The sequence below is a fragment of the Acinetobacter higginsii genome, assembly GCF_000369845.1.
GTDB lineage: Bacteria > Pseudomonadota > Gammaproteobacteria > Pseudomonadales > Moraxellaceae > Acinetobacter > Acinetobacter higginsii.
In genome coordinates, this window is sequence record NZ_KB850213.1 from 277,517 (window position 1) to 302,693 (window position 25,177).

24 protein-coding genes are annotated in these 25,177 nt (G+C 41.9%); 11 read left to right on the forward strand and 13 right to left on the reverse strand.

Annotated elements, in window-relative coordinates; translation table 11 throughout:
- The first annotated feature begins 106 nt into the window (after positions 1–106).
- Positions 107–682 (forward strand): hypothetical protein, encoded by a 576-nt coding sequence (locus F885_RS12675; protein ID WP_032859189.1) that lies wholly within the window; start codon positions 107–109, stop codon positions 680–682.
- Positions 683–728: 46 nt separating this feature from the next.
- Positions 729–1,808 (forward strand): 3-isopropylmalate dehydrogenase, encoded by a 1,080-nt coding sequence (gene leuB / locus F885_RS12670; protein ID WP_005315175.1) that lies wholly within the window; start codon positions 729–731, stop codon positions 1,806–1,808.
- Positions 1,809–1,860: 52 nt separating this feature from the next.
- Here the strand turns inward: leuB and F885_RS12665 are convergent, their stop codons facing one another.
- Positions 1,861–2,259 (reverse strand): hypothetical protein, encoded by a 399-nt coding sequence (locus F885_RS12665; protein WP_004802495.1) that lies wholly within the window; start codon positions 2,257–2,259, stop codon positions 1,861–1,863.
- A 175-nt stretch (positions 2,260–2,434) separates the two neighbouring features.
- On the opposite strand from F885_RS12665, the gene F885_RS12660 reads away from it, so the two are divergent.
- Positions 2,435–2,806, forward strand: coding sequence for a lysozyme inhibitor LprI family protein (locus tag F885_RS12660; RefSeq protein WP_004656039.1), 372 nt, complete (start codon positions 2,435–2,437; stop codon positions 2,804–2,806).
- Between the two features lie 62 nt (positions 2,807–2,868).
- Here the strand turns inward: F885_RS12660 and infA are convergent, their stop codons facing one another.
- The gene (gene infA, locus F885_RS12655; RefSeq protein ID WP_001284370.1) at positions 2,869–3,090 is read right to left on the reverse strand and encodes a translation initiation factor IF-1; all 222 of its coding nucleotides are present in this window, start codon (positions 3,088–3,090) and stop codon (positions 2,869–2,871) included.
- Positions 3,091–3,319: 229 nt separating this feature from the next.
- On the opposite strand from infA, the gene F885_RS12650 reads away from it, so the two are divergent.
- The gene (locus F885_RS12650) at positions 3,320–4,327 is read left to right on the forward strand and encodes an AraC family transcriptional regulator (protein ID WP_004656037.1); all 1,008 of its coding nucleotides are present in this window, start codon (positions 3,320–3,322) and stop codon (positions 4,325–4,327) included.
- A gap of 46 nt (positions 4,328–4,373) precedes the next feature.
- On the opposite strand, the gene truA is transcribed toward F885_RS12650, so the two are convergent.
- The 5 genes from truA to asd all read right to left on the reverse strand — a co-directional run bounded on the left by truA (position 4,374) and on the right by asd (position 10,244).
- On the reverse strand, positions 4,374–5,171 hold the full coding sequence (truA, locus tag F885_RS12645) for a tRNA pseudouridine(38-40) synthase TruA (protein ID WP_005315187.1): 798 nt from the start codon (positions 5,169–5,171) through the stop codon (positions 4,374–4,376).
- A gap of 15 nt (positions 5,172–5,186) precedes the next feature.
- Positions 5,187–6,155: an asparaginase domain-containing protein gene (locus F885_RS12640; RefSeq protein WP_005315189.1), complete on the reverse strand. Its 969-nt coding sequence runs from the start codon at positions 6,153–6,155 to the stop codon at positions 5,187–5,189.
- 44 nt (positions 6,156–6,199) lie between these two features.
- Positions 6,200–7,459, reverse strand: coding sequence for a hypothetical protein (locus F885_RS12635; protein WP_005315191.1), 1,260 nt, complete (start codon positions 7,457–7,459; stop codon positions 6,200–6,202).
- Positions 7,460–7,520: 61 nt separating this feature from the next.
- Entirely contained in the window at positions 7,521–8,984 is a 1,464-nt protein-coding gene (locus F885_RS12630) for a FimV/HubP-related protein (protein ID WP_005315192.1), read from the reverse strand.
- 141 nt (positions 8,985–9,125) lie between these two features.
- The gene (gene asd, locus F885_RS12625) at positions 9,126–10,244 is read right to left on the reverse strand and encodes an aspartate-semialdehyde dehydrogenase (RefSeq protein ID WP_004802505.1); all 1,119 of its coding nucleotides are present in this window, start codon (positions 10,242–10,244) and stop codon (positions 9,126–9,128) included.
- 188 nt (positions 10,245–10,432) lie between these two features.
- Between asd and F885_RS12620 the strand changes: the two genes are divergently transcribed.
- Positions 10,433–11,551 (forward strand): endonuclease/exonuclease/phosphatase family protein, encoded by a 1,119-nt coding sequence (locus tag F885_RS12620; RefSeq protein ID WP_005315193.1) that lies wholly within the window; start codon positions 10,433–10,435, stop codon positions 11,549–11,551.
- Between the two features lie 323 nt (positions 11,552–11,874).
- Here the strand turns inward: F885_RS12620 and F885_RS12615 are convergent, their stop codons facing one another.
- From F885_RS12615 to F885_RS12605, 3 genes are read right to left on the reverse strand one after another with little or no spacing between them, the layout of a single operon-like run.
- Positions 11,875–12,603 (reverse strand): hypothetical protein, encoded by a 729-nt coding sequence (locus tag F885_RS12615; RefSeq protein ID WP_005315194.1) that lies wholly within the window; start codon positions 12,601–12,603, stop codon positions 11,875–11,877.
- A 2-nt stretch (positions 12,604–12,605) separates the two neighbouring features.
- A complete protein-coding gene (locus F885_RS12610) occupies positions 12,606–13,484 on the reverse strand; it encodes a DUF6502 family protein (RefSeq protein WP_005315195.1) in 879 nt (292 codons plus the stop codon).
- Between the two features lie 49 nt (positions 13,485–13,533).
- Positions 13,534–14,775, reverse strand: a complete 1,242-nt coding sequence (locus tag F885_RS12605; protein WP_005315196.1) for a cupin-like domain-containing protein — start codon at positions 14,773–14,775, stop codon at positions 13,534–13,536.
- A 135-nt stretch (positions 14,776–14,910) separates the two neighbouring features.
- On the opposite strand from F885_RS12605, the gene F885_RS12600 reads away from it, so the two are divergent.
- Complete coding sequence (locus F885_RS12600; protein WP_005315197.1) at positions 14,911–16,467, forward strand: PT dipeptide repeat lipoprotein; 1,557 nt, start codon at positions 14,911–14,913, stop codon at positions 16,465–16,467.
- Positions 16,468–16,526: 59 nt separating this feature from the next.
- Here F885_RS12600 and F885_RS12595 read toward each other — a convergent pair whose 3' ends face one another.
- On the reverse strand, positions 16,527–17,462 hold the full coding sequence (locus F885_RS12595; RefSeq protein WP_005315198.1) for an LpxL/LpxP family acyltransferase: 936 nt from the start codon (positions 17,460–17,462) through the stop codon (positions 16,527–16,529).
- Positions 17,463–17,601: 139 nt separating this feature from the next.
- Here F885_RS12595 and F885_RS12590 point away from each other — a divergent pair, with 139 nt between their 5' ends.
- Positions 17,602–18,132: an O-acetyl-ADP-ribose deacetylase gene (locus F885_RS12590; RefSeq protein ID WP_005315199.1), complete on the forward strand. Its 531-nt coding sequence runs from the start codon at positions 17,602–17,604 to the stop codon at positions 18,130–18,132.
- Between the two features lie 55 nt (positions 18,133–18,187).
- On the opposite strand, the gene F885_RS12585 is transcribed toward F885_RS12590, so the two are convergent.
- Positions 18,188–20,083, reverse strand: coding sequence for an ATP-binding cassette domain-containing protein (locus F885_RS12585; protein ID WP_005315200.1), 1,896 nt, complete (start codon positions 20,081–20,083; stop codon positions 18,188–18,190).
- A gap of 32 nt (positions 20,084–20,115) precedes the next feature.
- Between F885_RS12585 and F885_RS12580 the strand changes: the two genes are divergently transcribed.
- A complete protein-coding gene (locus F885_RS12580; RefSeq protein ID WP_004656007.1) occupies positions 20,116–20,361 on the forward strand; it encodes a SlyX family protein in 246 nt (81 codons plus the stop codon).
- A gap of 58 nt (positions 20,362–20,419) precedes the next feature.
- On the opposite strand, the gene F885_RS12575 is transcribed toward F885_RS12580, so the two are convergent.
- The gene (locus tag F885_RS12575; RefSeq protein WP_005315201.1) at positions 20,420–21,430 is read right to left on the reverse strand and encodes a zinc-binding alcohol dehydrogenase family protein; all 1,011 of its coding nucleotides are present in this window, start codon (positions 21,428–21,430) and stop codon (positions 20,420–20,422) included.
- Between the two features lie 99 nt (positions 21,431–21,529).
- Between F885_RS12575 and F885_RS12570 the strand changes: the two genes are divergently transcribed.
- From F885_RS12570 to topA, 3 genes are all read left to right on the forward strand, one after another.
- Complete coding sequence (locus F885_RS12570) at positions 21,530–21,892, forward strand: winged helix-turn-helix transcriptional regulator (protein WP_005315203.1); 363 nt, start codon at positions 21,530–21,532, stop codon at positions 21,890–21,892.
- A gap of 159 nt (positions 21,893–22,051) precedes the next feature.
- Positions 22,052–22,501 carry a hypothetical protein gene (locus tag F885_RS12565; RefSeq protein WP_004802536.1) on the forward strand — a complete coding sequence of 150 codons (450 nt, stop codon included), beginning with the start codon at positions 22,052–22,054 and terminating at the stop codon, positions 22,499–22,501.
- A gap of 33 nt (positions 22,502–22,534) precedes the next feature.
- Positions 22,535–25,174, forward strand: coding sequence for a type I DNA topoisomerase (gene topA / locus F885_RS12560; RefSeq protein WP_005315206.1), 2,640 nt, complete (start codon positions 22,535–22,537; stop codon positions 25,172–25,174).
- Positions 25,175–25,177: the final 3 nt, after the last annotated feature.

Consider the following 25,177-nt stretch of genomic DNA (forward strand, 5'->3'; position numbering starts at 1 on the left):
AGACATTTTTAACATAGGCATAGCGCAGAGATTGAACTCTTGTTAACATGCTAGCGGATAATATTTTGCTTACATGTTAACAAGACATGAGGACTGGGCTTGAATAATGAAAAGAAGACTCGCTCGCAGTATTTTACTGTGTCTAGGCGCTACGATGACTTTGACTGCGTGTCAAAATGCACCCAATGTGGTGGATCAGGTTCGTATTGCACAGAACACATTGGAAAGTAAGGCGGACAACACAACTTTATATTGTTCAGGTGTTGAGAATTGTGAGTTTGAACGAATTGGTGACATTGCGGTCATTGATGCAAAAACTCATCGGATTAGCCAACAGGCAATGGAACGCGGCATTGTACGCTTACATGGTTCAGTATTTAGCCGCAAACAGCAGGTCTATTTAAGTGTGCCAGCCAAGCAATATGAAGTCGTCATTCGTTTTTATCCGATTTCTCCTGATCGTTCCGAAACTTTCCATGTGATTCATGCATTTAAACCGCATGTGCGCTATACCTTTAAAATGTACCGAGACCGAACACGTCGTTCAGGCAGTTTACTTAATGTTTCTGTACCTGATCCATTGTGTGTAGATTTACAGCAAGAGCAACACACCATTCGCCGTTTCTGTCGTCCATTTGACGTCAGTACAGGTCTTGGTGAGTTTGTTGAGAAAAAGGTTTAATAGGCTCGCAGTGTTATCGCTGCACATAGGAAAATTGGAAAAATAAATGTCGAAGCATATTTTAATTTTAGCGGGTGATGGCATTGGTCCTGAAATCGTAGCAGCTGCTGAAAAGGTTTTAACCAAGGTCAATGATAAATTTAATTTAGGTTTGACATGGGAACATGGTTTGCTTGGTGGTTCTGCAATTGATGCGCATGGCGAACCGTACCCAACAGTGACCAGTGAACAGGCGAAAAAAGCCGATGCAATTTTATTAGGTGCAGTCGGTGGTCCGAAGTGGGATAGCATTGAGCGTTCAATTCGCCCTGAACGCGGCTTGTTAAAAATTCGAAGTGAACTCAATTTATTCGCCAACTTACGTCCTGCGATTTTGTATCCACAATTGGCGGATGCGTCTAGCTTAAAGCCTGAAATCGTTGCTGGTCTTGATATTCTGATTGTTCGTGAGTTAACGGGTGGGATCTATTTTGGTCAGCCACGTGGTATTCGTGAACTCGAAAATGGTGAAAAGCAGGGGTATAACACTGACGTCTATTCAGAAAGTGAAATCAAACGCATCGCCAAAGTGGCTTTTGAGTTGGCTGGATTGCGTGGTGGCAAGGTCTGTTCGGTGGATAAAGCCAACGTACTTGAAGTAACGGAATTGTGGAAACAAACCGTCACTGACTTGCAGCAAGCACAGTATTCAAATATTCAGTTGTCGCATATGTATGTAGATAACGCAGCAATGCAGTTGGTCCGCGCACCTAAGCAATTTGATGTGATTGTCACAGGTAATTTGTTCGGTGATATCCTCTCTGACGAAGCAGCGATGTTGACGGGTTCAATTGGTATGTTGCCATCTGCCTCTTTAGATGAGAATGGCAAAGGTATGTATGAACCATGTCATGGTTCAGCGCCAGATATTGCAGGTCAGAATATTGCCAATCCATTGGCAACAGTGCTTTCAGTAGCAATGATGTTGCGCTATACCTTCCGTGAAGAAGCAGCTGCGAAAGCAATTGAAGATGCGGTCGGTCAGGTGTTAGACCAAGGTTTACGTACTGCCGATATTATGTCGGAAGGCATGAACAAGGTCGGTACAGATGCGATGGGTGAGGCTGTAGTTGTAGCATTAAACTAAGCCTTGAAGTCTATAAAAAACGCAGCATGAGCTGCGTTTTTTATTTGATAAATCAGCAGGCCTTACCCTCATAACGAATTGATTGTGCAATTTGTTGTTGATCCAGCTCAAAAATAATATGGCATTTTAAGTTCAGATCATAAGCACTACCTGCATTGCCAGCAGTTTGAATTGGAATATTCTGAGCGCCAAGTTCGGTTGATTGTGCAATCGGAATCGGGATACGGACAGGACGAATCACGGTATAAATCAGTTGATTATTTTGCTTAACCGGTTGGGCCAGTGTTTGGAAACCTAAGGGTTTTAAGTCGAGCTGTTGCTGGATGGTCTGCGCAGATTGCCCAATAAACGGTTTTAGATAGTCGGGTAGGCTAATATTTGGCTGGTTTGATGTCGCACAAGCTTGTAAACCGAGAAGCGTACAGAACAACAGGTACTTATAATTTTTCATTATGATCATCCTTTATCTTTTTGATCTTTTTTTATTCAATTGCAAAAGTGCAGGAGTGTCGAGAGCATTTATGTGAATTGCTAAAAAGATACAATCTTGTCTACTTTTGGACAATGTTCAAGCCTAGCAAAATATGCTTAGATAATGATGATAATTAAGCGATTTGGACAACTTCATGCGCAAAATAATATTTGGCTTGATCTGTGGGGCAATGGCGACATTGAGCTATGCGGATAACTGCGAAAATGCCCGTAATACTTATGATGATATCTACTGTACCAATAAAATTTTTGCCAGTGCAGATGCTGATTTAAATAAAAACTATCAGCAATTACGCAAACAGCTGAGCGATACACAACAAAAAATTTTAAAAAAATCACAACTGGCGTGGATTCGCCATCGTGATGCAGAATGTAGTGATGATTCCAAGAGTACGGTTTATGTGCAATGCCAATTGAACGCAACGCAAGAACGCAATAACTGGCTGCAAGAGCGTATCCGTGAATGTCAGACGGTGGGTTGTAAAACAACACGCCTTAGTGAATAAACTTTCGTATCAGCAATAAAAAAAGCCACATGATGTGGCTTTTTTGCATTCACTAATCTGACTTAGCGTGCACGATAAGTGATACGACCCTTAGTTAAATCATAAGGTGTCATTTCAACTTTAACACTGTCACCTGTCAAAATACGGATATAGTGTTTACGCATTTTACCAGAAATGTGAGCAATAACTTCGTGACCGTTTTCTAAACGTACACGGAACATCGTATTAGGAAGCGTTTCGGTGACAACGCCTTCGAACTCAATGAGTTCCTCTTTATTGGCCATAGCCTACCTGAGATCAAATTGGGAAGGCGCAAATTATAGTCAATTTATTTAAAATTTACAAGATCAAGTCTGTTAGAGGCTGTCAGATATTAACCGAAAGGAACTGTCAGACAATTCGCGATTTTTTTTAACAAAATAAGCAGAATATTGTTGTCAGTTTGGTCAATCAACGTTAATCTAAAATTGTTGTTCATTGTCATAATAACGTATCTACAGGGAAGGGCACAGCGTGGGTCAGCTAACAGATGCATCAGTTGTATTGCGCTTTGGTTATCAGGCAATTCGTAAAGCAGGATTACCAACTGAAGAGATTTTAACAAAGGCCGGCGTGGCATTAAATCAAGTGGATACCAATGCAAGAACGCCGCTAAGTGCACAAAATGCGTTCTGGATCGCTGCACAGGATGTGAGTAACGATCCTGATATCGGGCTTCATCTCGGTGAACATCTACCACTTTATCGTGGGCAAGTGATTGAACATTTATTTATTAGTAGTGAAACCTTTGGTGAGGGCTTAAAACGTGCCTTGGCCTATCAACGCCTGATCAGTGATGCTTTCGATGCCAAACTGGTGATTGAAGATGGTCGCTGTTACTTGAGCAATGGCGAACAGTATTGGCCAGATAATTTGGTCAACCGTCATTTCTCTGAATGTGCTATGTCAGGCATTTTACGTTTCTTTAAATTTATTACCGAAGGTCAGTTTCACCCGATTTATATTGATTTTAACTTCAATGAGGGCGCTGCTGATGACGAATACTTTAGAGTCTATGGCTGCCCAGTGAGCTTGGGGCAAAAAGAAACCCGCCTTTATTTTGATGCGGCCGTACTGGATTATCCTTTATGGCAAGCAGAGCCTGAATTATTACAATTGCATGAGCAATTGGCGATTGAAAAATTACAAGAACTTGCGCGTTATGACCTCGTTGGGGAAGTCCGTCGTGCCATTGGTTCAACCCTTGAAAGTGGTGAAACGACCTTGGAAACGGTGGCAGCACAGTTGAATATTACTCCTCGGCGTTTAAGAACCCAACTCAGTGAAGCCAATACCAGCTTCCAGCAAATTCTTTCAGATTATCGTTGTCGTTTAGCCAAAAAGCTGTTGGCGAATACCAATGAAAGTGTCGAGCGTATTGTCTATTTAACTGGTTTCTCTGAACCAAGTACCTTCTATCGTGCCTTTAAGCGTTGGACCAATGAAACGCCAGTTGAATATCGCAAGCGTAAACAGCGTTAATTGCTTCTAAGTAAAAAAGCCTTATCATTGTGATAAGGCTTTTTTGTTATTCAGCTAAATTTAACCAGTGTGGACCTAAAGGTAGCTGTGGTAAATCGAATTCATCTGGATAATAAGACTGAATAAAATATAAACCATCAGGTGGGGCGGTAATCCCCGCAGCGGTGCGATCTTCTGCGGCAAACATGGTATCAATATGGTCAATTTCATACATGCCTTGCCCAATTTCAAGCAGGCAGCCCATGATATTGCGTACCATATGGTGCAAGAAACCATCCGCTTGAATATCTAAGACCAGATAACGGCCATGTTCGAATAAGCGACAGTGTTTTACATGACGTACAGGTTGATTGGATTGACAGGCTGCGGCACGAAAAGTCTCAAAATTATGCGTACCCTCGAATTTTGCAGCGGCAGTAATCATCTTTTGCACATCAAGCTTTTGATAAAGATGGGTGACCTGTTTATATAACAAGGCAGGGCGAGTCGGGGCGTTATACACCACATAGCGATAACGACGAGCCACCGCTTTAAAACGCGCATGGAAATTTTCATCCATACATTTAATCCACTGGATTGAAATGTCTTTGGGCAATTGACTATTGGCACCACGAATCCAACCTTGTTCTGGGCGAATGGCTTCGGTGTCGAAATGTGCCACCATATTGGTCGCATGTACACCTGCATCCGTTCGTCCAGCGCCATGCAACATAATCGGCTGATTGGCAATACGACTCAGTACTTTTTCTATGGTTTCCTGAACAGTGATAACGCCAGCCTGTTGGGTTTGCCAACCACGGTATTGAGTACCGCAAAATTCAATACCGATTGCATAACGTTGCATGTTCTAACCTCAGAATTAATGTTGATGCCAATGCGCGAACCATTGTTCGTGGGTCGGATATTTTAAATACATTTGCAAGACTTTTGCATATAAATCGGCATGGCTATGGCAATCATTGACTAAAACTTTGGCAGATTGAATCCATGAGCTGACCGCATAGCGTTGATCAAGTTGCCCAAAGGTCACTTGTGTACTAATAATGGGTAAGCACCGTTGCTGATAGAGCTGTTCAAATAATGCTAGAATTTCATCATTCACCGCAATATTGCCTGTACCAAAGCCTTGCAGAACCAAAAAGTGAGGTGGGTTAAGCAGAAGATTTTTTAACTGCACAATAAGTTGTTGTTTCTCAATCGGCTGTAACATCAAATTCAAAACACTAAGTTGAGCGGCTTGCTCAATCTGTTCATTTTGGACAATAAAAGCATCTGCTGTAGTGTTACAGCTCTGGTCTGCTTTGATGCCAACAAAGGCGTCTAATTCAGTGGTATGGGCTTTTAAAGTACTTTGTGCATGAAAGACTTGTTCATGGAAGGTAAGATAAACACCACTTGGTAAGGTAAGCACTTGCTCCAGTGCTAAATACAGATTGCCGATTGCATCGGTGAATTCGCGGGTATCATTGCCTTCAATATTCAATAATGGGTATTGGCTGCCCGTAATGATGGCGTGGCAAGAATGGCCTAAAAAACGTGCCAGTGTTGCCGCAGCATAACTCAGTGTATCCGTTCCATGAATAATGACAAAATGCTGAAAGCCATTGAGTTGTAATTGTTGGATTTGTTGTACCAATTTCAACCAATCACTTGCGGTACAAGCGCTGCTGTCTTTAATGCTAGGGGCAGCGAAACATTCAACCTGCAAATGTGGTGGAATCACCTTCACTAATAAAGGTAAAAAATCCTGTTCAGGCATTGGTATCAAGGGTTCACCAATACAACCAAACGTCCCACCCATATAAATTAAAGCGATTGTTTTCATCATAAAAAAAGCAGCCTGAGAGACTGCTTATATTAGACTGATCAAATTCAGGAAGCTATTTTATTCAGTAAATTTTCTGAACGTTGTTGTTGTTCTGCATTGAATGCCTGATTGTTTTTTAACAACTCACGTGCAGAATCATAGGCGCCCAGTTCAATATACTGCTCTGCAAGCTCTAAATTCAGCTGTGCTTCATCAAGTTGTTGCAGGTCTGGGAAAGACTGGGCCAATGGGTCATGAACTGTAATCGCTGCTGCAGGTGTTGCCGCAGGAGTGATCAATTCAGGTTGTGTGTCAACTGCAGCTGGTTCTGCAATGTCAAATGAAAACGTTGTGGTTTCAAGTGGTGCAGGTTGTTCAGTTTTTTCTACGGTAGGTTCAAAATTAAAATCTAAGCTAGGTGCCGCTTCTTCTACAGGTGCTTTTTCTGCAACGGGCTGAGATGCAACCTCTAAAGAAGTAAAGTTAAAATCAAGCTCAGGTTTTAGGTCTTCAGTTTTTGCTTCTTCAATGCTTGGTGGTGTTGGTTCTAAGTTAAACGAAAACTCAAGTGGCTGCTGTTCTTTACTCTCAGATGTTTCAACTGGAGACTGTGCTGGCACGGCTTCATCAACAGGCTTCTGTTCAAAGGAGAAATTAAAGTCTAAAGGTTGAACTTCAGGGGCAGCTTCTACAGGCTTTGCTTCTTCTGTCGGTGCAGCATATTCTGACTGTAAGTCATCAAATGATTGTGCAGCTGGTGTTTGAACCAGTGCATCAAAGTCAGCAGCATTGCTTTGAAGCTGTGGCTCAGATGTAGGTGTTTGCTGAAAACTATGTGATGCTAAATTAAATTCAATTGAATCAGGCTGTTTATTCTGCTCGTATTCACGATGCTTCGCTTCTGCTGCTTGTGCAATATCTTCCAGTTTTAAGGCATGAATATGTTTGATCAATTGATCAATCGCCAAATCATCTTTTTGCTTTAAATGAATATCCAGTAAAAACAAATATAATTCATGTTGAGAATTGTCTTGTTTTAAAGCTTGATTGATTTGTGCCTCGGCAGACTGAAAGTTACCACTTTGAATTTGTTGTTCAAGTTTTTGACGTAAGCTTTCAGAAATTGCTGTAGTCGTTGGAGGTGCTGCTGGCTCTTGTTCTTCACGTACGAGCGTGGTTCGTGAAGCAGATCGTGTCGCTGCTTTTTTTGTCGTTTTGCTTGCACCTTTTTTAGGTGCAGTATTGGCTTGATTGCTTTCACGTTTTTTTAAAACGATAGCTACAATCAGTACAATGACGAGCAGTACAATGATTATAGTTGACATGATCTATACCCCTTAAAGATAGAGCCGCTTTTATGCAAATTTATGAGAATATTCTCGTAACCTAGCGTGTTGGCTTTTTAGTGTCCTGTTGCGCTTTCAACTGATCTTGCAGTTCAGCAAGTCGAGCATTTAACAGCTGAATACGTTGTTCCTTCTGACGTAGTGCCAATTCTAACTGTGTTACGTTTCTTTGTAATGTAACGGTTTTTTCTCGTGCTGTCATAACTTTTAATGATAAATCGGCACTGGTTTTTTGCTGTAATGTGTCTTTTTTGGCACTTCCAGTACTGGAATCTTGATTACTCTCAGCCACTAGAGACATTTCAGCTTGTTGTAACCGATATTTGGCTTTTCCTACGGCTGGACGCTGTGTTTGTGCCGCAATTTGATTGGTGTTCTTATTCTGCTGTGTAGATGTGGCAGTAAGATTAAAGTTTAAATGTGAGCCCTGTCTAAGGCGGTTGGCGTTGCCCCCAATAAAGGCATGTTCATTTTGTGCTTTGATTTGATTCATGACCTGAGCAACAGGCTGCTGTGTTTGCCCTGCAATATGTTGTGCAATACTCCATAATGATTCATTCCGTTGCACCACATGCTGTTGGGCTTTGTCATCGTTTGCTGCTGCTTTTGTCGGGAGCTTCTTTTTGGCCGCTTGGACTGTCTCTTTCACTGGATTAGGTGTTTTTGCTTTTTCTTTGGTTTCAATCGGTTTAAGTTCAGCTACTTTGAGTTCCTCATCCAATGCAGTACTTTGCTTGGTAGCGGCCGTACTCACAGTTTGAGTGCTTTCCTGTTTGACAGGCACTGTTTTTGGCTGCTGTGGTACTTTTTCTGCGATAGGCGTTGCTGGCTGTGGCACGGAGCTCGCCGCTGCCGCGGTTGTTTCTACTTTCACGGGAGGAGCGATTGAAACTGCACTGGCAACTGTTGTTGTCGTACTTGGCTTTGATGTTTCTAATACAGGTGGAAGGGTAAATGGCGCATTCAGGAGTGTTTCTTGTTTTAAGTTTTGCCCTTGTGAATTTGCGTTTGTAACATTAAAGCGTGTGCTTTCAGGTAAGTTTAAAGCGATATCTTTTTCACTGACAATAAACTTGGGTGTGAGTGATTTTTCATTGGCATTCTTCGCTAGAGGTGCTTTCGCGACTTGGCGCATCGGTTGGCGAATATGCTTTAAATGAGATGCGCCACCTTCCTGAATTTTTAAAATAATATTCAGTTCAGCATCGGTCATGGGACGTGATGAAGTGATCACAATCACGCCTTCACCTTGATTATTACGGCGTGTAAAAAAATTAAGATTAGCAGGGGGCTGATGCGCAGCGCCAAGCATCAATAAATCTTCAGGTGTTGCCAAACTGACGTCTAATTTAGAATTGGCATCGGCTTGGTGGAAACTCATTTCGGCATAAAGAAGTTCACCAGGCGCAGACTGGATTTGAATTGGATCAAGCGTAATTGCATAAAGGTGTTGCGAAGAAATGATGGCTAAAATGGCAATTTTTAATTTGTTATAAACAGTCATCTCGATCCATGAAAAAGTGATGTTATGGTCTGGAAAAAGTATACATTACCGTGATGTAAATGAATTGTAAATTATTCATCTTTCGTCGCAAGAAAAAAGCCGATCAAATGTGATCGGCTTTTGATTTTTAGGAATTTTTGCTTAAGCGTTCTTGTATTCCACCAGAATACGAAGCATACGGCGTAATGGCTCGGCAGCACCCCAAAGCAGTTGGTCACCAACAGTGAATGCACCAAGATATTCTTTACCCATATTGAGCTTACGCAAACGGCCAACAGGAACAGTTAAAGTACCTGTGACTGCAACAGGGGTAAGATCTGTCATAGAGGCTTCACGAGTATTCGGAACGACTTTTGCCCATTGGCTAGAGTTGCGAATCATGTCTTCGATTTCATCAAGTGGCACATCTTTTTTCAATTTCAATGTGATTGCTTGAGAGTGGCAACGCATTGCACCAATACGCACACAGTGACCATCAATTGGAACGATTTGTTGATTACCTAAAATCTTGTTGGTTTCAACCTGACCTTTCCATTCTTCTTTCGATTGACCGCTTTCGAGTTGTTTGTCGATATACGGAATCAATGAACCCGCCAATGGCACGCCAAAGTTTGCTTTCGGGAAACCTTCGCCACGTTGTAATTCTGCGATTTGACGGTCAATATCAAGGATTGCAGATTTAGGGTCATCCAATAAGGTTTTAGTATTGTTATACAAATAACCCATACCTGTGATCAGTTCACGCATGTTCTGCGCACCCGCACCAGACGCTGCTTGATAGGTCATTGAAGTCGCCCATTCCACTAAATTATTTTGGAACAGTGAACCTAAGCCCATCAACATCAATGAAACGGTACAGTTACCGCCAACGAAAGTTTTAGTACCGTTGACCAAACCATCTTTGATCACATTTAAGTTGACTGGATCAAGAACGATGATTGCATCATCTGCCATACGCAGCGTAGATGCGGCATCAATCCAATAGCCATCCCAACCTTCAGCTTTAAGCTTTGGGAAGACTTCAGAGGTATAATCACCACCTTGGCAGGTTAAAATGACATCCATTTGCTTCAGACTGTTAATGTCTGTTGCATCCATAAGTGCTGGGGCAGTCTTACCACCAAATGAAGGTGCTTCGCCACCTGCATTACTGGTAGAGAAATAGAATGGCTCAATATGAGCAAAATCATTCTCTTCAACCATACGTTGCATTAGGACAGAACCAACCATCCCACGCCAACCGACCAGACCTACTTTCATGTCATTGTGCCTCGGTATGTAAAAAATTTTAAAGGGGTTTGAGTGTATCAAAAGTGCCCACAACTGCAAGCTTTACTGAAATAAAACAGTGCGTTTATTGAGTGGAATATCTTGTTTATATTAGATAGAAAATTGATAAAGCGAAAACTTTATTGTAAATCTATGCTACCCCAAAGAGAAAAATGAACATGATATGGATTCAGATTTGCGCAGCACTGGTGATATGGCTTTCATTTTGGTCTTTGATCCCCAGAGATGAATGGTGGTTTCGGGGTGCAGACTTTCCGAGATTACAAATATTAGCACTCGGGATCATCACATTTTTTGCGATGTTATTTGTGCTTTCCGATTGGACCTTGAGTACTGAACTGCTCTTTCTTGGGCTGGTTGCAGCAATAGCCTATCAGCTTAAAATGGTGTTGCCTTATACGCCGTTATGGCGCAAGCAAGTCAAAAAAGTCAAAAAGACGCAACTCAATCCAGAGCAACAAATTTCCTTATTGGTGGCAAATGTACTGACACCTAATCACAAATATCATCTGTTACTTGATCAAATTGAAATTTTAAAGCCAGATTTGGTACTTACGCTGGAGTCGAATGCTGAATGGCAGCAAGCGCTGAGCCCAATTGAAGCAGATTATCCTTTCCGTGTGGCAGTACCCTTAGAGAACCTATATGGTATGCATCTTTATAGTCGTTTGCCCTTAGACGACACCGAAGTTAAATTTATTTTGAGTGATGAAATTCCATCGATTCATACTGCAGTGACTTTGCCATCAGGCGTGCAAGTGCAGTTGTATTGTTTGCATCCTAAACCACCGAGTCCAACGGAGGCTAAAGAGTCTACGTTAAGAGATGCGGAATTGCTGATTGTGGGTGATCAGATTAAAGACCTTGATCAGAGCTGTATCGTCATGGGAGACTTGAATGATGTGGCATGGTCCAGAACAACCCGTTTATTTCAGCGGATTAGTGGACTGCTTGATCCTCGAGTCGGGCGCTATTTTATGAATACCTTTCATGCGGACTATCCTTTATTACGATGGTCGCTAGATCATATCTTTCATAGTACCGATTTTGGTTTGATTGATATGAATCGCCTGCCACATATTGGTTCAGATCATTTTCCTGTGTATGTGGTCTTACAGACAGGGCGAGTGTTTGAACAGCAGCAACAATCGCTGCAACAGACCGCTGAGGATGAACAGGAGGCTCAAGAAGCCATACAGGAAGGCATTGAAAAGGCTGAGCAAGAAGAGAAAGTGGTAACCGATTCTTTAGCTCAACCGCATAAGCAGCGCATGTAAAACTGATGTTGTGCGAGTGGGACTTGCACAATGCTTTGATTTTAAAGTTTAACTAATTAATGTACGTTATTTCGTACATGGATTTAAGTCTGCAACGAATAGTACTGTATCGGTAAAAGGTTTATTCTAAATACATCAGCACAAGGACGCAGGAATGGATTTCCGCTTAAGGATAGCGACGCTGAGATGGAAAAGTCATCATGGATATGATGCATGCGATGGACGCAGGATAATAAAAGTAGTTTGAAAGCACAACCTCATTTGCCCGAGTTTTGCAGGATGCAGAACTCGGGTTTTAATTTTTTAGCCCGATTGTATACCGCTTATTGTTGTGGCTTTCTGCCAGAGAGTGGTTCGCTAAGATCTGGTTTTGATGGTGGTAATTTTTCGCCCGATTTAGGGATCAGCTGTTGGGTGACTGGAAGATGAATGTCTAAGGTTGGGCAACTGCTCCAATGGGTTTGGGCATCGGGCAAATTAGATGTGTATTGTGTTGGGTAACGAACTAATAAAATGTCATCACCTTGTGGAATTTTAAAGTCAAACTCATAGGTTTTAATTTCATAAGGTTGTAAAACTTGCACAGTATATTGCTCTGCCGAACATCTTAAATATTGATCAGGAAGGAAATGTAATTTCCCTGACATTGCCCAAAATTCTACTTGATGACATTGAGGAATTTTTTCAAATATATAATTCGGCGTTGTATTTTTAATATTGATTTGAACGGTTTGTGAAGGACTACTTTGCTGAGCTCCAGCAATCTGAGGATGCTTAGTCCCAGCATCAATGAAATATATACTACGTTGTATGCCAGTACATTCATCATTTACGGCATCAGGGAAGGTAACAAAATAATCATATTGATCTTCCTCTTCATCATCTTTACCTTTATCACCAGTGACAGGTGGATTTCCTCCACCAGGTAATGGTTTTTGTGTACCAGAGCCACTGCCACCTAGACTCACATTGGCAACAGAAAAGTTTTCTCCACAGGCGGTTAAGACAACCACTGAAATGAAGGAAACTGTCGCGAGCAATAAGCTTCTCATTGTTATTTATCCTTAAAAATATAAGGCACTTGTAGTTTTATCTGAGTATCGTACTGGTAGACACCAAAGCGAAATTGATAATAAGCATCATCTTTTTCTTGGTCTTGATCACAATGCTGAATCGCGGCATTTAAAAGTTGTTTTGCCATGTCTTGCCAAAGTGTAATACTCAACTGCCGAAGTGCCTCAACAGATTGTGCTGTTAATTTTTCGGCATGTACAGCTTGTTCGAGATGGGTAAAGGGTTTCTCACTGATAAAGTTATCAATCCCTGCAGCCAAATGGTCACTGAGATTGGCAGAAAACAGAGCTTTACTTTCTTGCATTTGGTTATCTGGGGTAAAGCTATGTTGTTGTAATACGACCTCTTGATCGATTTGAACAACTACACCTAAACGCTGTAATTCAAACAAAATCGAGCGCGGATGTTTTTCTGTTGAAATGTGTTTAACCAAGGCTTCAAAACTATTTTCCTCACCGGAAACAGGAATTTGATGGGGGAGATCAAGGGCAATCCAGCGGGCAATGACACGGGCAGGAACACTAATGGCAAAATTAGGAGCCTCATTGGTGACTTGATTGGCTTGTTGTCGAAAAGCGCTGACATCTTTGCGATGCAGTCCCGATAATAAACTGACTGCTGAATCGGTTTTATTCTGTTTGATTCGTTCTAATTCAACCAAGGCTTGTTCATAAAAAATTGGTTTTAGCGCAGCCACGAAATCGGTATAGCCAACACCGGAATGGATTAACCAACGTGCGATATGCTGCATCATGGGATAAATGCTATCCAATGTGGTTTCTGCATCTTGCGGAATCACACCTTGTGCATTCAATTCAGATGATGCTGTGTTGATGACTTGGTCGGTTGGTTTTACCATTAGAACACCTTAAGAACGGATTCGGTTAAGTCATTGGCTGACACAATTTTTAATGCCCGCTTAGTGAAGGAAAGGATTCAGCGCCCGCATTATCGATATTGAAATGAGTAAAGGAAACACTCATAGAAATGTCTAAACTTTCGACACAATGCCACCAACCTAGTGGAATGAATAAGGCCTCGCCCTCATTCAGGATACATTCGATTTTGCTGCTATGGGCAAAATCTGGAAATGATTTCACTATATCAGGACGATGAGGATCGCCAATTTTACTAAATACGGCGACATCATTATAGAGGTGTGGTGTTTGCATTGCAGGAACCAGGGTGACTTTTTTCCGTCCATAAATTTGTACTAAAAAGTTATTGGTCAAATCATGGTGTAAGGGAGTAAAGGCACCTTTAGGGCCAAACCAGATGAAGCTACGATCATAGACTTGGGCGTGGTCCGTATAGCCATGAAAATGATCAATATCTTGAAACAATGCAGCCAGACTAGATTGGCTAGCTTTGGCATTGTTCGCTGTCATATAAAAATTATTGGAATGTGGGGTTTGTTCGATTAAATCAACAAAATCACTCATTCGCATTTTGGTTTTATGTTGAATCGAGTTACGTTCAAATAAAGGGTCTTGTTCACGATTGAACTGAACTTCAATTTCTTGTGTACCGACAGCCTGTTTGAAATATTGTGGTGACCATTTGTGTAAAGCAGGCCAATGCTGAATAGCATCAGTCAAAATCACAGGTAAGTTCCGGCTGTAATACTGTTGGATAAAATCTGCAAAATCAGGTTTTGAAATTCGCTTAATCTGCTGATATTCAGGATTTAAACGGGCAAAACGATCTAAAGTATGCAGCAGCCAATTACGTTTTTTGAGCAGGAAGTGCTGCTCTTCGGCGATTTGAAAATAAGGATGTTGCTTTAACTGTACCCATTCGAATGCAATATCGTTTTCATTCAATCCTTGCTTCATCAATGACTGATAAATCTCAGCTTTGCTTAAACCATCCAGTAGCATCTGAGCCAACCATTTTTTTTGTTCTGGTGTAAATGTACTGCTGAGTTGGGTTTGTTTTGTGGCTGCTGCCTGTTCAAGTTCTCGGTAGTGTTGCTCTTCAGCGTATATCGGAGCAGAAAAATCTTTATTTAGGTCAATTAAACCTTCACGCAACAGAATATTGGCTAAATCAATGGGAGCACAACCGCGCTCTAAATTTTCCTCTAACCATGCCTGCCATTCGTTCGGTAAAGCACTGAATTGTCTTGCTAAGTTTTCTTGAGCATCCATACCTTCGAACCATCAATAAGAAATGATTTTACCTTTCGTTATTAATTTACGCATAAACATATTTGCACTCAAGCATAAAAGTGTTAAATTTTCACATACACAAATATGTGAAAAAATCACACAGAGGGTGATGCAATGAAAAATATATGGACTCAACTAGCACTTAGCGTAACTTGCGCAATCTTGGTGGGCTGTGGATCTGATAATGATTCAGATTCAACGCCTACACCAACCCCAACACCTACCCCGACTCCAACGCCTACACCGACCCCAACACCTACCCCGACTCCAACACCCACTCCAACGCCCACCCCGACTCCTACACCAACTCCAGTCGTGGCTGATCGTTTTGTGGGTTCATGGTTGGGTGGATTCTGTCATAAGGGAGCACGAACCAATTTAACAGTACATAAAGCGTCCGAAAACAGCGTTCGCTTTACCATTGAAACCCGTCAATTTGAAAAAGAGGATTGTACTGGTGCAGTCATTAAAAATTACGATGTTGCATCGGATGATGCACTGATTAGCGAGATTGCAGCGACTGAAACCAGCGGTACAACCACGGCAAATCGAGTGAAATATAGTGATCGCTATCGACCAAATGGAATTGCTTCAGCTTATGCCTTTAAAGGTGATGGCATGTGTGCAGTGAGTGAAACAGCGAATATTAAAGATATTCAAACTTATATGGATTCAGTCGATCCATCTAAAGTTGTCACTTGTTATACCCGTACCAATGTCGAAGGCTATAGCTTATTAAAACCGACTGTGAGTAAAGCAACAGCAAGTTATCGTCTACTCGATAATCAAGCGTCTTGGGCCAATTTCTTGGCGCAAGCCAATGAGCAGGGTAGTCAAGGTTTTGCCTTGGCGGGTACATCATTGGATGTAAAAAAAGCCAATAGTGATTTCCCTGAACCTAAAAACTTATATGTAAAAAATAATGCTTCAACCGATACCTATAGCTATAAAATTGCTGATATCACCACCAATGTGATCGCAAATAGATATGTGCTCAAATTAGCTGAAATGAAAAAGCAAGGTGAGTCTGGCTTTATTTATAAGTCGTTCTTAAGAGAGGATCCAAGCAATACCTATAAATATTTATTTGTGAAAAATGATAAGAAGCCCGCAACCTATACTTATGACAATCGCTTTTTAACTAATAAAACCAGAGCAAGTATTCTTGCTGCATTTAATGAGCTCGGCGCACAAGGCTGTAAATTAATCTCTGCGGGTGAAGACTTCACAACCAATGGTACCAAGAATGACATGTATTACATCCCAACTTGTGTAAATAGCAGCGCCCATAATGGGACCTATAGCTATCGTTATTTTGACATGCCAAAAACGGAAGCAGGATTCTTTGAGGATAATCCAACCAAACTAGATGCGTTGCTAAAACAGCAAGCTGCAGAAGGTTATCATTTGATTGATAAAGATAATTCGATTGGATTTGGTGTGTTACAACAAGGCTATTTATTTGAACGCGATAGTGAAAGCACAGCCAGCATTGAATCAAAAGTCTTTAAAGAAGATGCGATTTATAAGCTTGATCTACCGAGCGAGATTCAAAACCGTTTACAAGATCAAGGTAACTTAGGTTGGTTCATTAATGTCAAATTGGGTTCAGTGTATAGTAATACCCCAACTTATTTTGATTTAAGTACGGGTGTGATTTTCCCGAATTAATTGTGGTTATTACTTTAGAAAAAAGCCGCTTCATTGATTCATGAGGCGGCTTTTTTAGCTTAATAAATTTTGTCGTAACCTTCAGCACGGGTTTTAAAACGACGATGGAACCACATCCATTGCGTAGGTGCGATACGGAGTTGAGCTTCAATAATTTTATTCACGCGAATCGCATCATCGACTTCATCTTCGCTTGGCATATTGTCCACAACTGGCTCAATCAGTACTTTATATTTTGGGTTGCGAACATCGCCATAACGATAGAAATATAAGGGGATTGCAACCGCTTTCGAAATTTTGAGTAAACGACGATGAGCAGTCACGGTTGCCGCTGGAACACCAAAGAAAGGAGCCATCACGCCTTGTTTTAAACCAAAATCTTGATCAGGACTATACCAGATTGCACCACCATCTTTGAGTCGACGGATCAAACCACGCATATCATCGTGATCGATTTGATGTTGATAAATGGTGGCACGACAGCGATAAATCAGCATATCCAACAGCGGATTGTTTTGTGGGCGATACACCACATCGGGTTCAAAATATTGAGAACAGATATAACCGCCTGCATCTAATAAGGTGCTGTGGGTGCCGAGTAATAACACGCCTTTACCTTGTGCTTTTGCATCGGTGATATGTTCTAAGCCTTCAATACTATGGCGGCCTTTAAACCATTTGGGGCAGTACCAAGCATTGAGGGTTTCAAATACACCAAGCATCATATCCACAAAAACTTGTTTGGCTTGCGTTTCAACCTCGGCAGGTGACCACTCTGGAAAACACAACTCTAAATTCTGAAGTGTGGTTTTACGGCGTGATTTGAGCACACGCCAGCATAAAGCGGCCAAACCATGTGCCAAGCGCCATTGAATAGCCCATGGGAGAATGGCCAATAGCATAAGAAATAGAATGGCGATCCAAATTTTCCAGTATTTGGGTAATAGAAATTTCCATTGAAATTCGCCAGGGATATAAGACTGATTTTGACTCATAAACTTAGTAAAGAGAATAACGTTGAATTTCAGAGCAGTGTAACATGAAGTGAGTTTGGCAACTTTAAATGTAAAATAAAACTAAAGCTGTTTTTATCGTTCACGATCTCTTATATAACACACTGAGAAGGGGAGTCTTTTGAAAAGTATCAGAATAATCAAAGGGGATATTACCCAAATCGAGGTAGATGCAATTGTTAATGCAGCCAATACCTCACTATTAGGTGGTGGAGGTGTAGATGGCGCGATTCATCGTCGTGGTGGCGCAGCGATTTTGGCAGATTGTCAAAAGATTCGTGCCAAGCAAGGTGGTTGTACAGTTGGCGAAGCGGTCATGACCACGGCAGGAAATCTGCCTGCTAAATATGTCATTCATACGGTTGGACCGACTTGGGTAGATGGACAGCATCAGGAAGAGAGACTATTGGAAAGTGCCTATCGCAATAGTTTTAAATTAGCAGAAGACATGAAACTACAAAGCCTTGCGTTTCCCAATATTTCAACGGGGATTTATCGCTTTCCGAAACAGCTTGCTGCACAGATCGCGTTAAAGACCATTGCTGAACAACTAGGTAAGGGAATATGTGTACAACAGGTTGTTTTTATTTGTTTTGATGATGAAAATTTTAATATTTACCAATCACTGCAACAAGATTTTGATTTGCTATAAATTCAATTGGATGAAGTAAAGCATTTACCCTCGAAAGGATAAATGCTCAATCAACTTAGTTGCCTTTAGACATATTTTCTAAAATGTCCCAGCGTTCCAATTTTTCTAGCAATACTTCTTCAATTTCAGCTAGGCGTTGGCTGGCTGCAGTTGCGGCATTGGCATCACTGACAAACCATGAACCATCTGCCAATTTTGCCGACAATTCTGCTTGTTCAGTTTCCAGTTTTTCAATCTCAGCAGGCAGTTGCTCAAGCTCTCGCTGGTCTTTATAACTGAGTTTTACCTTTTTAGGTGCTGCGGCCGCTTCTGCTTTGGCTTGCGCTTTTTTTACATCACTTTTCTGATCAACGACCTTTTGATCTGGGCGCTGTTCCAAATAGTCTTGATAGCCACCGATGTATTCATCAATGTTACCTTTGCCATCGAATACCCATGTCGACGTCACGACATTGTCCATAAAGGCACGGTCATGCGAGATCAACAGCAAAGTACCTTTATAGTCAGATAGCATTTCCTCAAGCAGCTCAAGTGTCACCATATCCAAGTCATTGGTTGGCTCATCCATCACGATTAAATTCGATGGTTTGAGCAATAATTTTGCCAATAAGATACGGTTTCTCTCACCACCAGATAGGGCTTTAACTGGGGTACGAGCACGTTCTGGTGAGAATAAAAAGTCTTGTAAATAACTATAGATATGACGACGGTTACCATTCACATCAACAAAATCAGAACCTTCTGAAACGTTGGCCATGACGGTTTTTTCAAGATCTAGGGCATTACGCAATTGGTCAAAATAAGCAACTTCGAGTTGTGTTCCTGTTTTCACAGAACCACTGTGTTCAATCTCACCTAAAATCGCTTTAATCAAGGTGGTTTTACCCACACCGTTATCGCCAACTAAACCAATACGGTCACCACGTAGTACGATAGCAGAGAAATCTTTGATCAGTGGTTGTTGGCCATAGCTGACACTGAGATTTTCAATTTCAAATACCAGCTTACCAGAGCGATTGGCTTCTTGCGTTGCCATACTGACTTTGCCTTGTTGCGAACGACGTGCTTTAGATTGTTCTCGTAAGTCTTGCAACGCACGGACACGACCTTCGTTACGAGTACGGCGTGCTTTAATGCCTTGACGAATCCAAGCTTCTTCTTCAGCTAACTTTTTATCAAATAAAGCATTTTGTTTTTCTTCTGCTTCCATTTGTTGTGCTTTGAGATCGAGATAGCGAGAATAGTTACCTTCGTAGCTACGCAAAATACCACGATCAAGCTCAACAATACGGGTCGCAATGCTGTCAACAAATGAACGGTCATGCGAAATAAACAGCAGGGTCAGGTTATTTTGATCCAATAAAAACTTTTCTAACCATTCGATACTTTCAACATCTAAATGGTTGGTAGGTTCGTCCAGTAACAATACATCAGGTTGAGTGAGTAGAGCACGTGCCAATAACACACGACGTTTACGACCACCCGATAAATCCGCTAGATCTGCATTAGGATCAAGTCCCATTTTACTGAGAATCGAGTTGACCTTGTTTTCTAATGCCCAACCATCCAACTGATCCAGTTTGTGCTGTAGCATGCCCATGCGGTCGCAAGCTTCCATATCACCCAATACGCAGGCATCACTGGCTTCATGGTATTCTTTCAATACAATAGATGCTTCGCCTGCACCATCGGCAACAATGTCAGCAACTTTGCCTGAGTCCATTGGGACGTCTTGGGCTAACATTGAAACAGTTAAACCATTTTGAATTGAAACTTCACCGTTATCCGGTAACAAGCTTCCCTCAATCAGTTTTAATAAAGTAGACTTACCTTCTCCATTACGACCAATTAAACAGACTCGCTCGCCACGTTCTAGGTTGAAGTTCGCGCCGTCGAGTAAGGCAGGTCCGCCAAATGCGAGATGGACATCCCTTAAAGTAATATAGGCCATAATGTTTCCTAAAAGTTCAGATGAGGTCTGAAATGACTAAACCACAAAATTTTGATAATCACGCGTCATTCTCCGCACCCATTGAAGATTTGCAAGTCCGAATTGCATTTTTAGATGATTTAGTTGAACAATTGAATCAGCAACTCGCAATTCAAACGCAGGAAATTGCTGATTTAAAAAAACAAATGCAATTTTTATATCGTCGGGTTGAATCTTCAGATTTATCGGAAGGAATTGCAGCTTTTGATCCGATAAATGATAAACCACCGCATTATTAATAAATCTTGCAGCAATGCTGAGTGGCATGACTGCAAGATCTAGGTTGCATAATTGCATTTAGAAACCATGCAGGACAATTTTTCCTTTGGTCGTGCCACTTTCGATTTGTTGATGTACATGTTTTAGGTTTTCGGCATTGATTGGCGAAAGTACCTGACTCACTGTGGTTTTAATTTTTCCCTCATCAACTAAGCTTGCAACTTGATTCAAAAGTTGGCTCTGTTGGATCATATCTTCAGTCTGGTACATAGAGCGCGTGAACATAAACTCCCAGTGAACCGAAACAGACTTTGATTTAAAGAGCTTAATGTCGAGTTGCTCAGGGTCATCAATTAAACCGAAATGGCCTTGTGCTGCGATCAGTTCTGCAATATCAGCGAGATGCTGATCGGTTTGCGTGGTTGAAAATACATATAAAGGGGCATTTAAGCCGAGTTGCTGAATTTGTGGGGCTAAAGCTTGGCGATGGTCTAAGACATAATCAGCACCCAACTGTTTTACCCATTCAGACGTTTCTGGTCGAGATGCAGTACTGATGACGGTTAGATTGGTTAATTGTTTGAGCAATTGAATGGTGATTGAACCCACTCCACCAGCACCGCCAATGACAAGGATCGAAGTATTTTCAGCCGCTGCTCGAGGAACTTGTAATCGATCAAACAGCATTTCCCATGCGGTAATGGCGGTTAAAGGTAGTGCTGCTGCTTCGCTAGCATCGAGTGACTTAGGTTTATGTCCGACAATACGCTCGTCAACCAATTGTAATTCACTATTGCTGCCTTGTCGGTTGAGTGCACCTGCATACCAGACCTGGTCACCAATTTTGAACTGAGTGACGTGTTCGCCAATCGCCTCAACGACACCCACTGCATCCCAGCCCAGAATTTTCCATTGCTGATCTTCTGCACTTTTATTGTTCCGAATTTTGGTATCGACTGGATTGACAGAAACAGCTTGCACACGAACGAGTAAATCATGTCCATGTGCAATAGGTGAGTCGATCTCAATGTCTACAAGCGCATCTTCTAAAGTAATTGCACCTGCCTTTTGATATGCCACAGCTTTCATGGTTTTGCTTCCACTTGATTGGAATCTCAGCATAACTTAAGCTTGATTTTAGTGACTACAGACAAATAACGCTCATAGTGTCAAAAAGGATACTGTAAAATGGCAAAAATGCGGCATTCGAGTTTTGATTGTTCTCCAGGCTGTTCCGTCGAAGCCGCCATCAGTTTGATTGATGGAAAATGGAAATGTGTCATTCTCTGGCATTTATTTAATGAAGGTACCTTACGATTTAATGAAATTCGTAAGCGCGTACCGAGTATTACCCAGAGAATGCTGACCAATCAGCTACGCGAATTAGAACAAGATGGCATTCTGCATCGAGAGGTCTATCCGCAAGTTCCTCCAAAAGTTGAATATTGTTTAACTGATTTAGGTCGTAGTCTGGAACAGATTATTGTTGCATTAAAGAATTGGGGTGATGTACATCTTGATCAATTCGGAAAATTAACCCTGATCGAATAAAGTAAGCGCGTTAAAAGCATTGGGTATTTAGGCTTTTGATCGTCTGAAAAAGGGATGCTTTAAAGGGTGCAGTTGAATACAAGATTATTTTTTACGTTGAAACTTGCCTTTTGGATTCAACTTATGTAACGCTAATAAAAGAAAGTTTTGGGCTACTTTATGAGTAATATTGGAATTTGGATCACAGTTGCGATTGTACTGTTTGTACTTGGCTCGATTTTTGGCTTGCGTGTCAGTCCACGAGAAAAGGCATTGGGTATGATGCGTGATCAGGCGCGCAAAATGGGCTTGCATCCGCGTTTAATCGTTGCGCCAGAATGGACCAAGATTCCAATGGCATCGGAAAAACGTGCCAGTATGGTGGCTTATTATAGTGTGCTGATTCCAGATGCTCGCTTAGCGTTAATGCGTGCACGGGTGGTGGATGGCAAGCTTCAGGTTGTGCAAGGGGATCAGAAATTTAATGATTTAACCATTGCATTAAAAGGAGTTTATGCTATTGATATGCAGGCAAACTGTGTCGGACTGTATTGGGATGAAGAAACTGACCTAAGAGCCACACAGCTTGAACAGATAAAAGCTTATTTACATGATTTAGCACAGCGCTAACTCTCTGATTGATCATAGGAAAAACGATTTATTATGGCGAATACTCCACGCTCTGCTTCAGAAAGCACAGCAGCTTCCGCATCTGCTGCAAAGAAACGTGCCTTAGTGATTGTGGAGTCGCCTGCAAAAGCGAAAACAATTAATAAATATTTGGGTTCACAATATGTGGTGAAGTCATCGGTCGGTCATGTGCGTGATTTACCGACAGGAGGCGGGGCGAAATCCACTGAAAAGAAGCCCGCAACCCGTGCCAAATTAACGGATCAACAGAAAGCCGAAAAAGCACAGTCTGCATTGATCAATCGTATGGGTGTCGATCCAGAGCATGATTGGATTGCACACTATGAAGTGCTCCCGGGCAAAGAACATGTGGTTGCCGAACTGAAAAAACTCGCCAAAGATGCAGATGCAATCTATCTCGCAACGGACTTGGATAGAGAAGGGGAAGCAATTGCTTGGCATTTAAGAGAAGTCATTGGTGGGGATGATAGTCGCTACCATCGTGTGGTCTTTAACGAAATTACCAAGAATGCCATTCAAGAAGCATTTAAACAGCCAACACGACTTGATTTAAACCGTGTTAATGCTCAACAGGCGCGTCGTTTCCTAGACCGTGTGGTGGGCTTTATGGTGTCGCCATTACTATGGGAAAAGATTGCCCGTGGTTTATCGGCAGGACGCGTGCAGTCAGTTGCAGTGAAACTGGTGGTTGAACGTGAACGTGAAATCCGTGCATTTATTCCAGAAGAATACTGGCAAGTTTTTGCAGATACCATTTCCAAGAAAGAAGACATTCGCTTAGAAGCGGTTAAGCAAGCAGGTAAAACGCTTAAGCTTAAAAATAAAGTCGAAACTGATGCCTTACTCAGTGTATTAAAAGATGCTGAATATAAAGTTGCACTACGTGAGGATAAACCAACCAAAGTTAATCCAAGCGCCCCGTATATCACTTCAACCTTACAACAAGCGGCGAGTACGCGTTTAGGTTTCTCTGTAAAGAAAACCATGATGCTAGCGCAGCGTTTGTATGAAGGTGGTTTCATTACCTATATGCGTACAGACTCAACCTTTTTAAGTGATGACGCTGTGAATATGGTGCGTAACCATATTCAACAAAATTTTGGTGAAAAATATGTCCCTGCCAAGCCAAATCGCTATGGCAATAAAGCAGGTGCACAAGAAGCCCATGAAGCAATCCGTCCTTCAGATGTTGCTTTGACGGGCGATAAACTGGCGGGCGTTGAGCGTGATGCACAACGTTTATATGATTTGATTTGGCGTCAATTTGTTGCCTGTCAAATGACACCAGCAGAATATTTATCTTCAACGTTGACTGTTGAAGCGTCAAATGTTGAGTTAAAGGCGAAAGGCCGTACGCTGGTATTTGATGGTTTTACCCGTGTTCGTGGTGCCAATAAATCGGATGATGATATTTTATTGCCTGCGGTTAAAGTTGGCGAAGTACTTAAGTTAGAAAAACTTGACCCGAGTCAGCATTTTACCAAACCGCCTGCACGCTTTACTGAAGCGTCTTTGGTGAAAGAATTAGAGAAAAAGGGGATTGGTCGTCCATCGACCTATGCTGCAATTATTTCAACTATTCAAGAACGTGGTTATGTAAAACTGGAAAACCGTCGTCTCTTTGCCGAGAAGATGGGTGAGATCGTGACGGATCGTCTGGATGAAAGTTTTAATAACCTGATGAATTATGCCTTTACCGCAGATTTAGAAGGCCAATTAGACCGTGTCGCAATGGGTGAGCGTAACTGGAAAGAGTTACTGGATACCTTCTACGGTGATTTCAAGAAACGTTTAACCAATGCGCAGGGTGAAAGCGGCATGCGCCGTAATCAGCCAGTCGAAGTTGCCGATGTCTCTTGTCCTGAATGTTCGCGTCCAATGCAGGTTCGTACCGGAACAACAGGTGTATTCTTAGGGTGTTCAGGTTATAACCTGCCACCGAAAGAGCGTTGTAAAGGCACACTCAACTTAACACCAGTCGAGTCTTTGGCGGCATTGTCGGATGATGATGGGGCTGAAACAGCAGATTTGATGTCGAAACACCGTTGTCCTAAATGCGGTACAGCAATGGACAGCTATGTGGTCGATGGTGGTCGTAAATTGCATGTCTGTGGTAATAACCCAGATTGTGATGGTTACGAAGTCGAGGAAGGCGAATTCAAGATCAAGGGCTATGATGGTCCAACCATTCCATGTGATAAATGTGATGGTGAAATGCAGTTAAAGACAGGTCGTTTTGGACCTTACTTTGCCTGCTCAAGTTGTGACAATACCCGTAAAGTATTAAAGAGCGGACAACCAGCGCCGCCGCGTGTTGATCCAATCAAAATGGAACACTTACGTTCAGCCAAGCATGATGATTTCTTCGTGTTACGTGATGGTGCAGCAGGTCTGTTCTTAGCAGCCAGCAAATTCCCGAAAATTCGTGAAACGCGTGCACCGAAAGTGGCTGAATTACGCAGTGTGGCTGAGCAGCTTGATCCGAAATACCAGTTCTTGTTAGAAGCTCCAGATGTCGATCCAGAAGGTAATCCAACGGTAGTGAAATTCAGCCGTAAGAACCAAGCACAGTATGTAGGTTCTGAGACTGCTGAAGGCAAGCAAACCAAGTGGAGTCTGGTTTTCCAAGACGGAAAATGGGTAGAAGCTTAAACA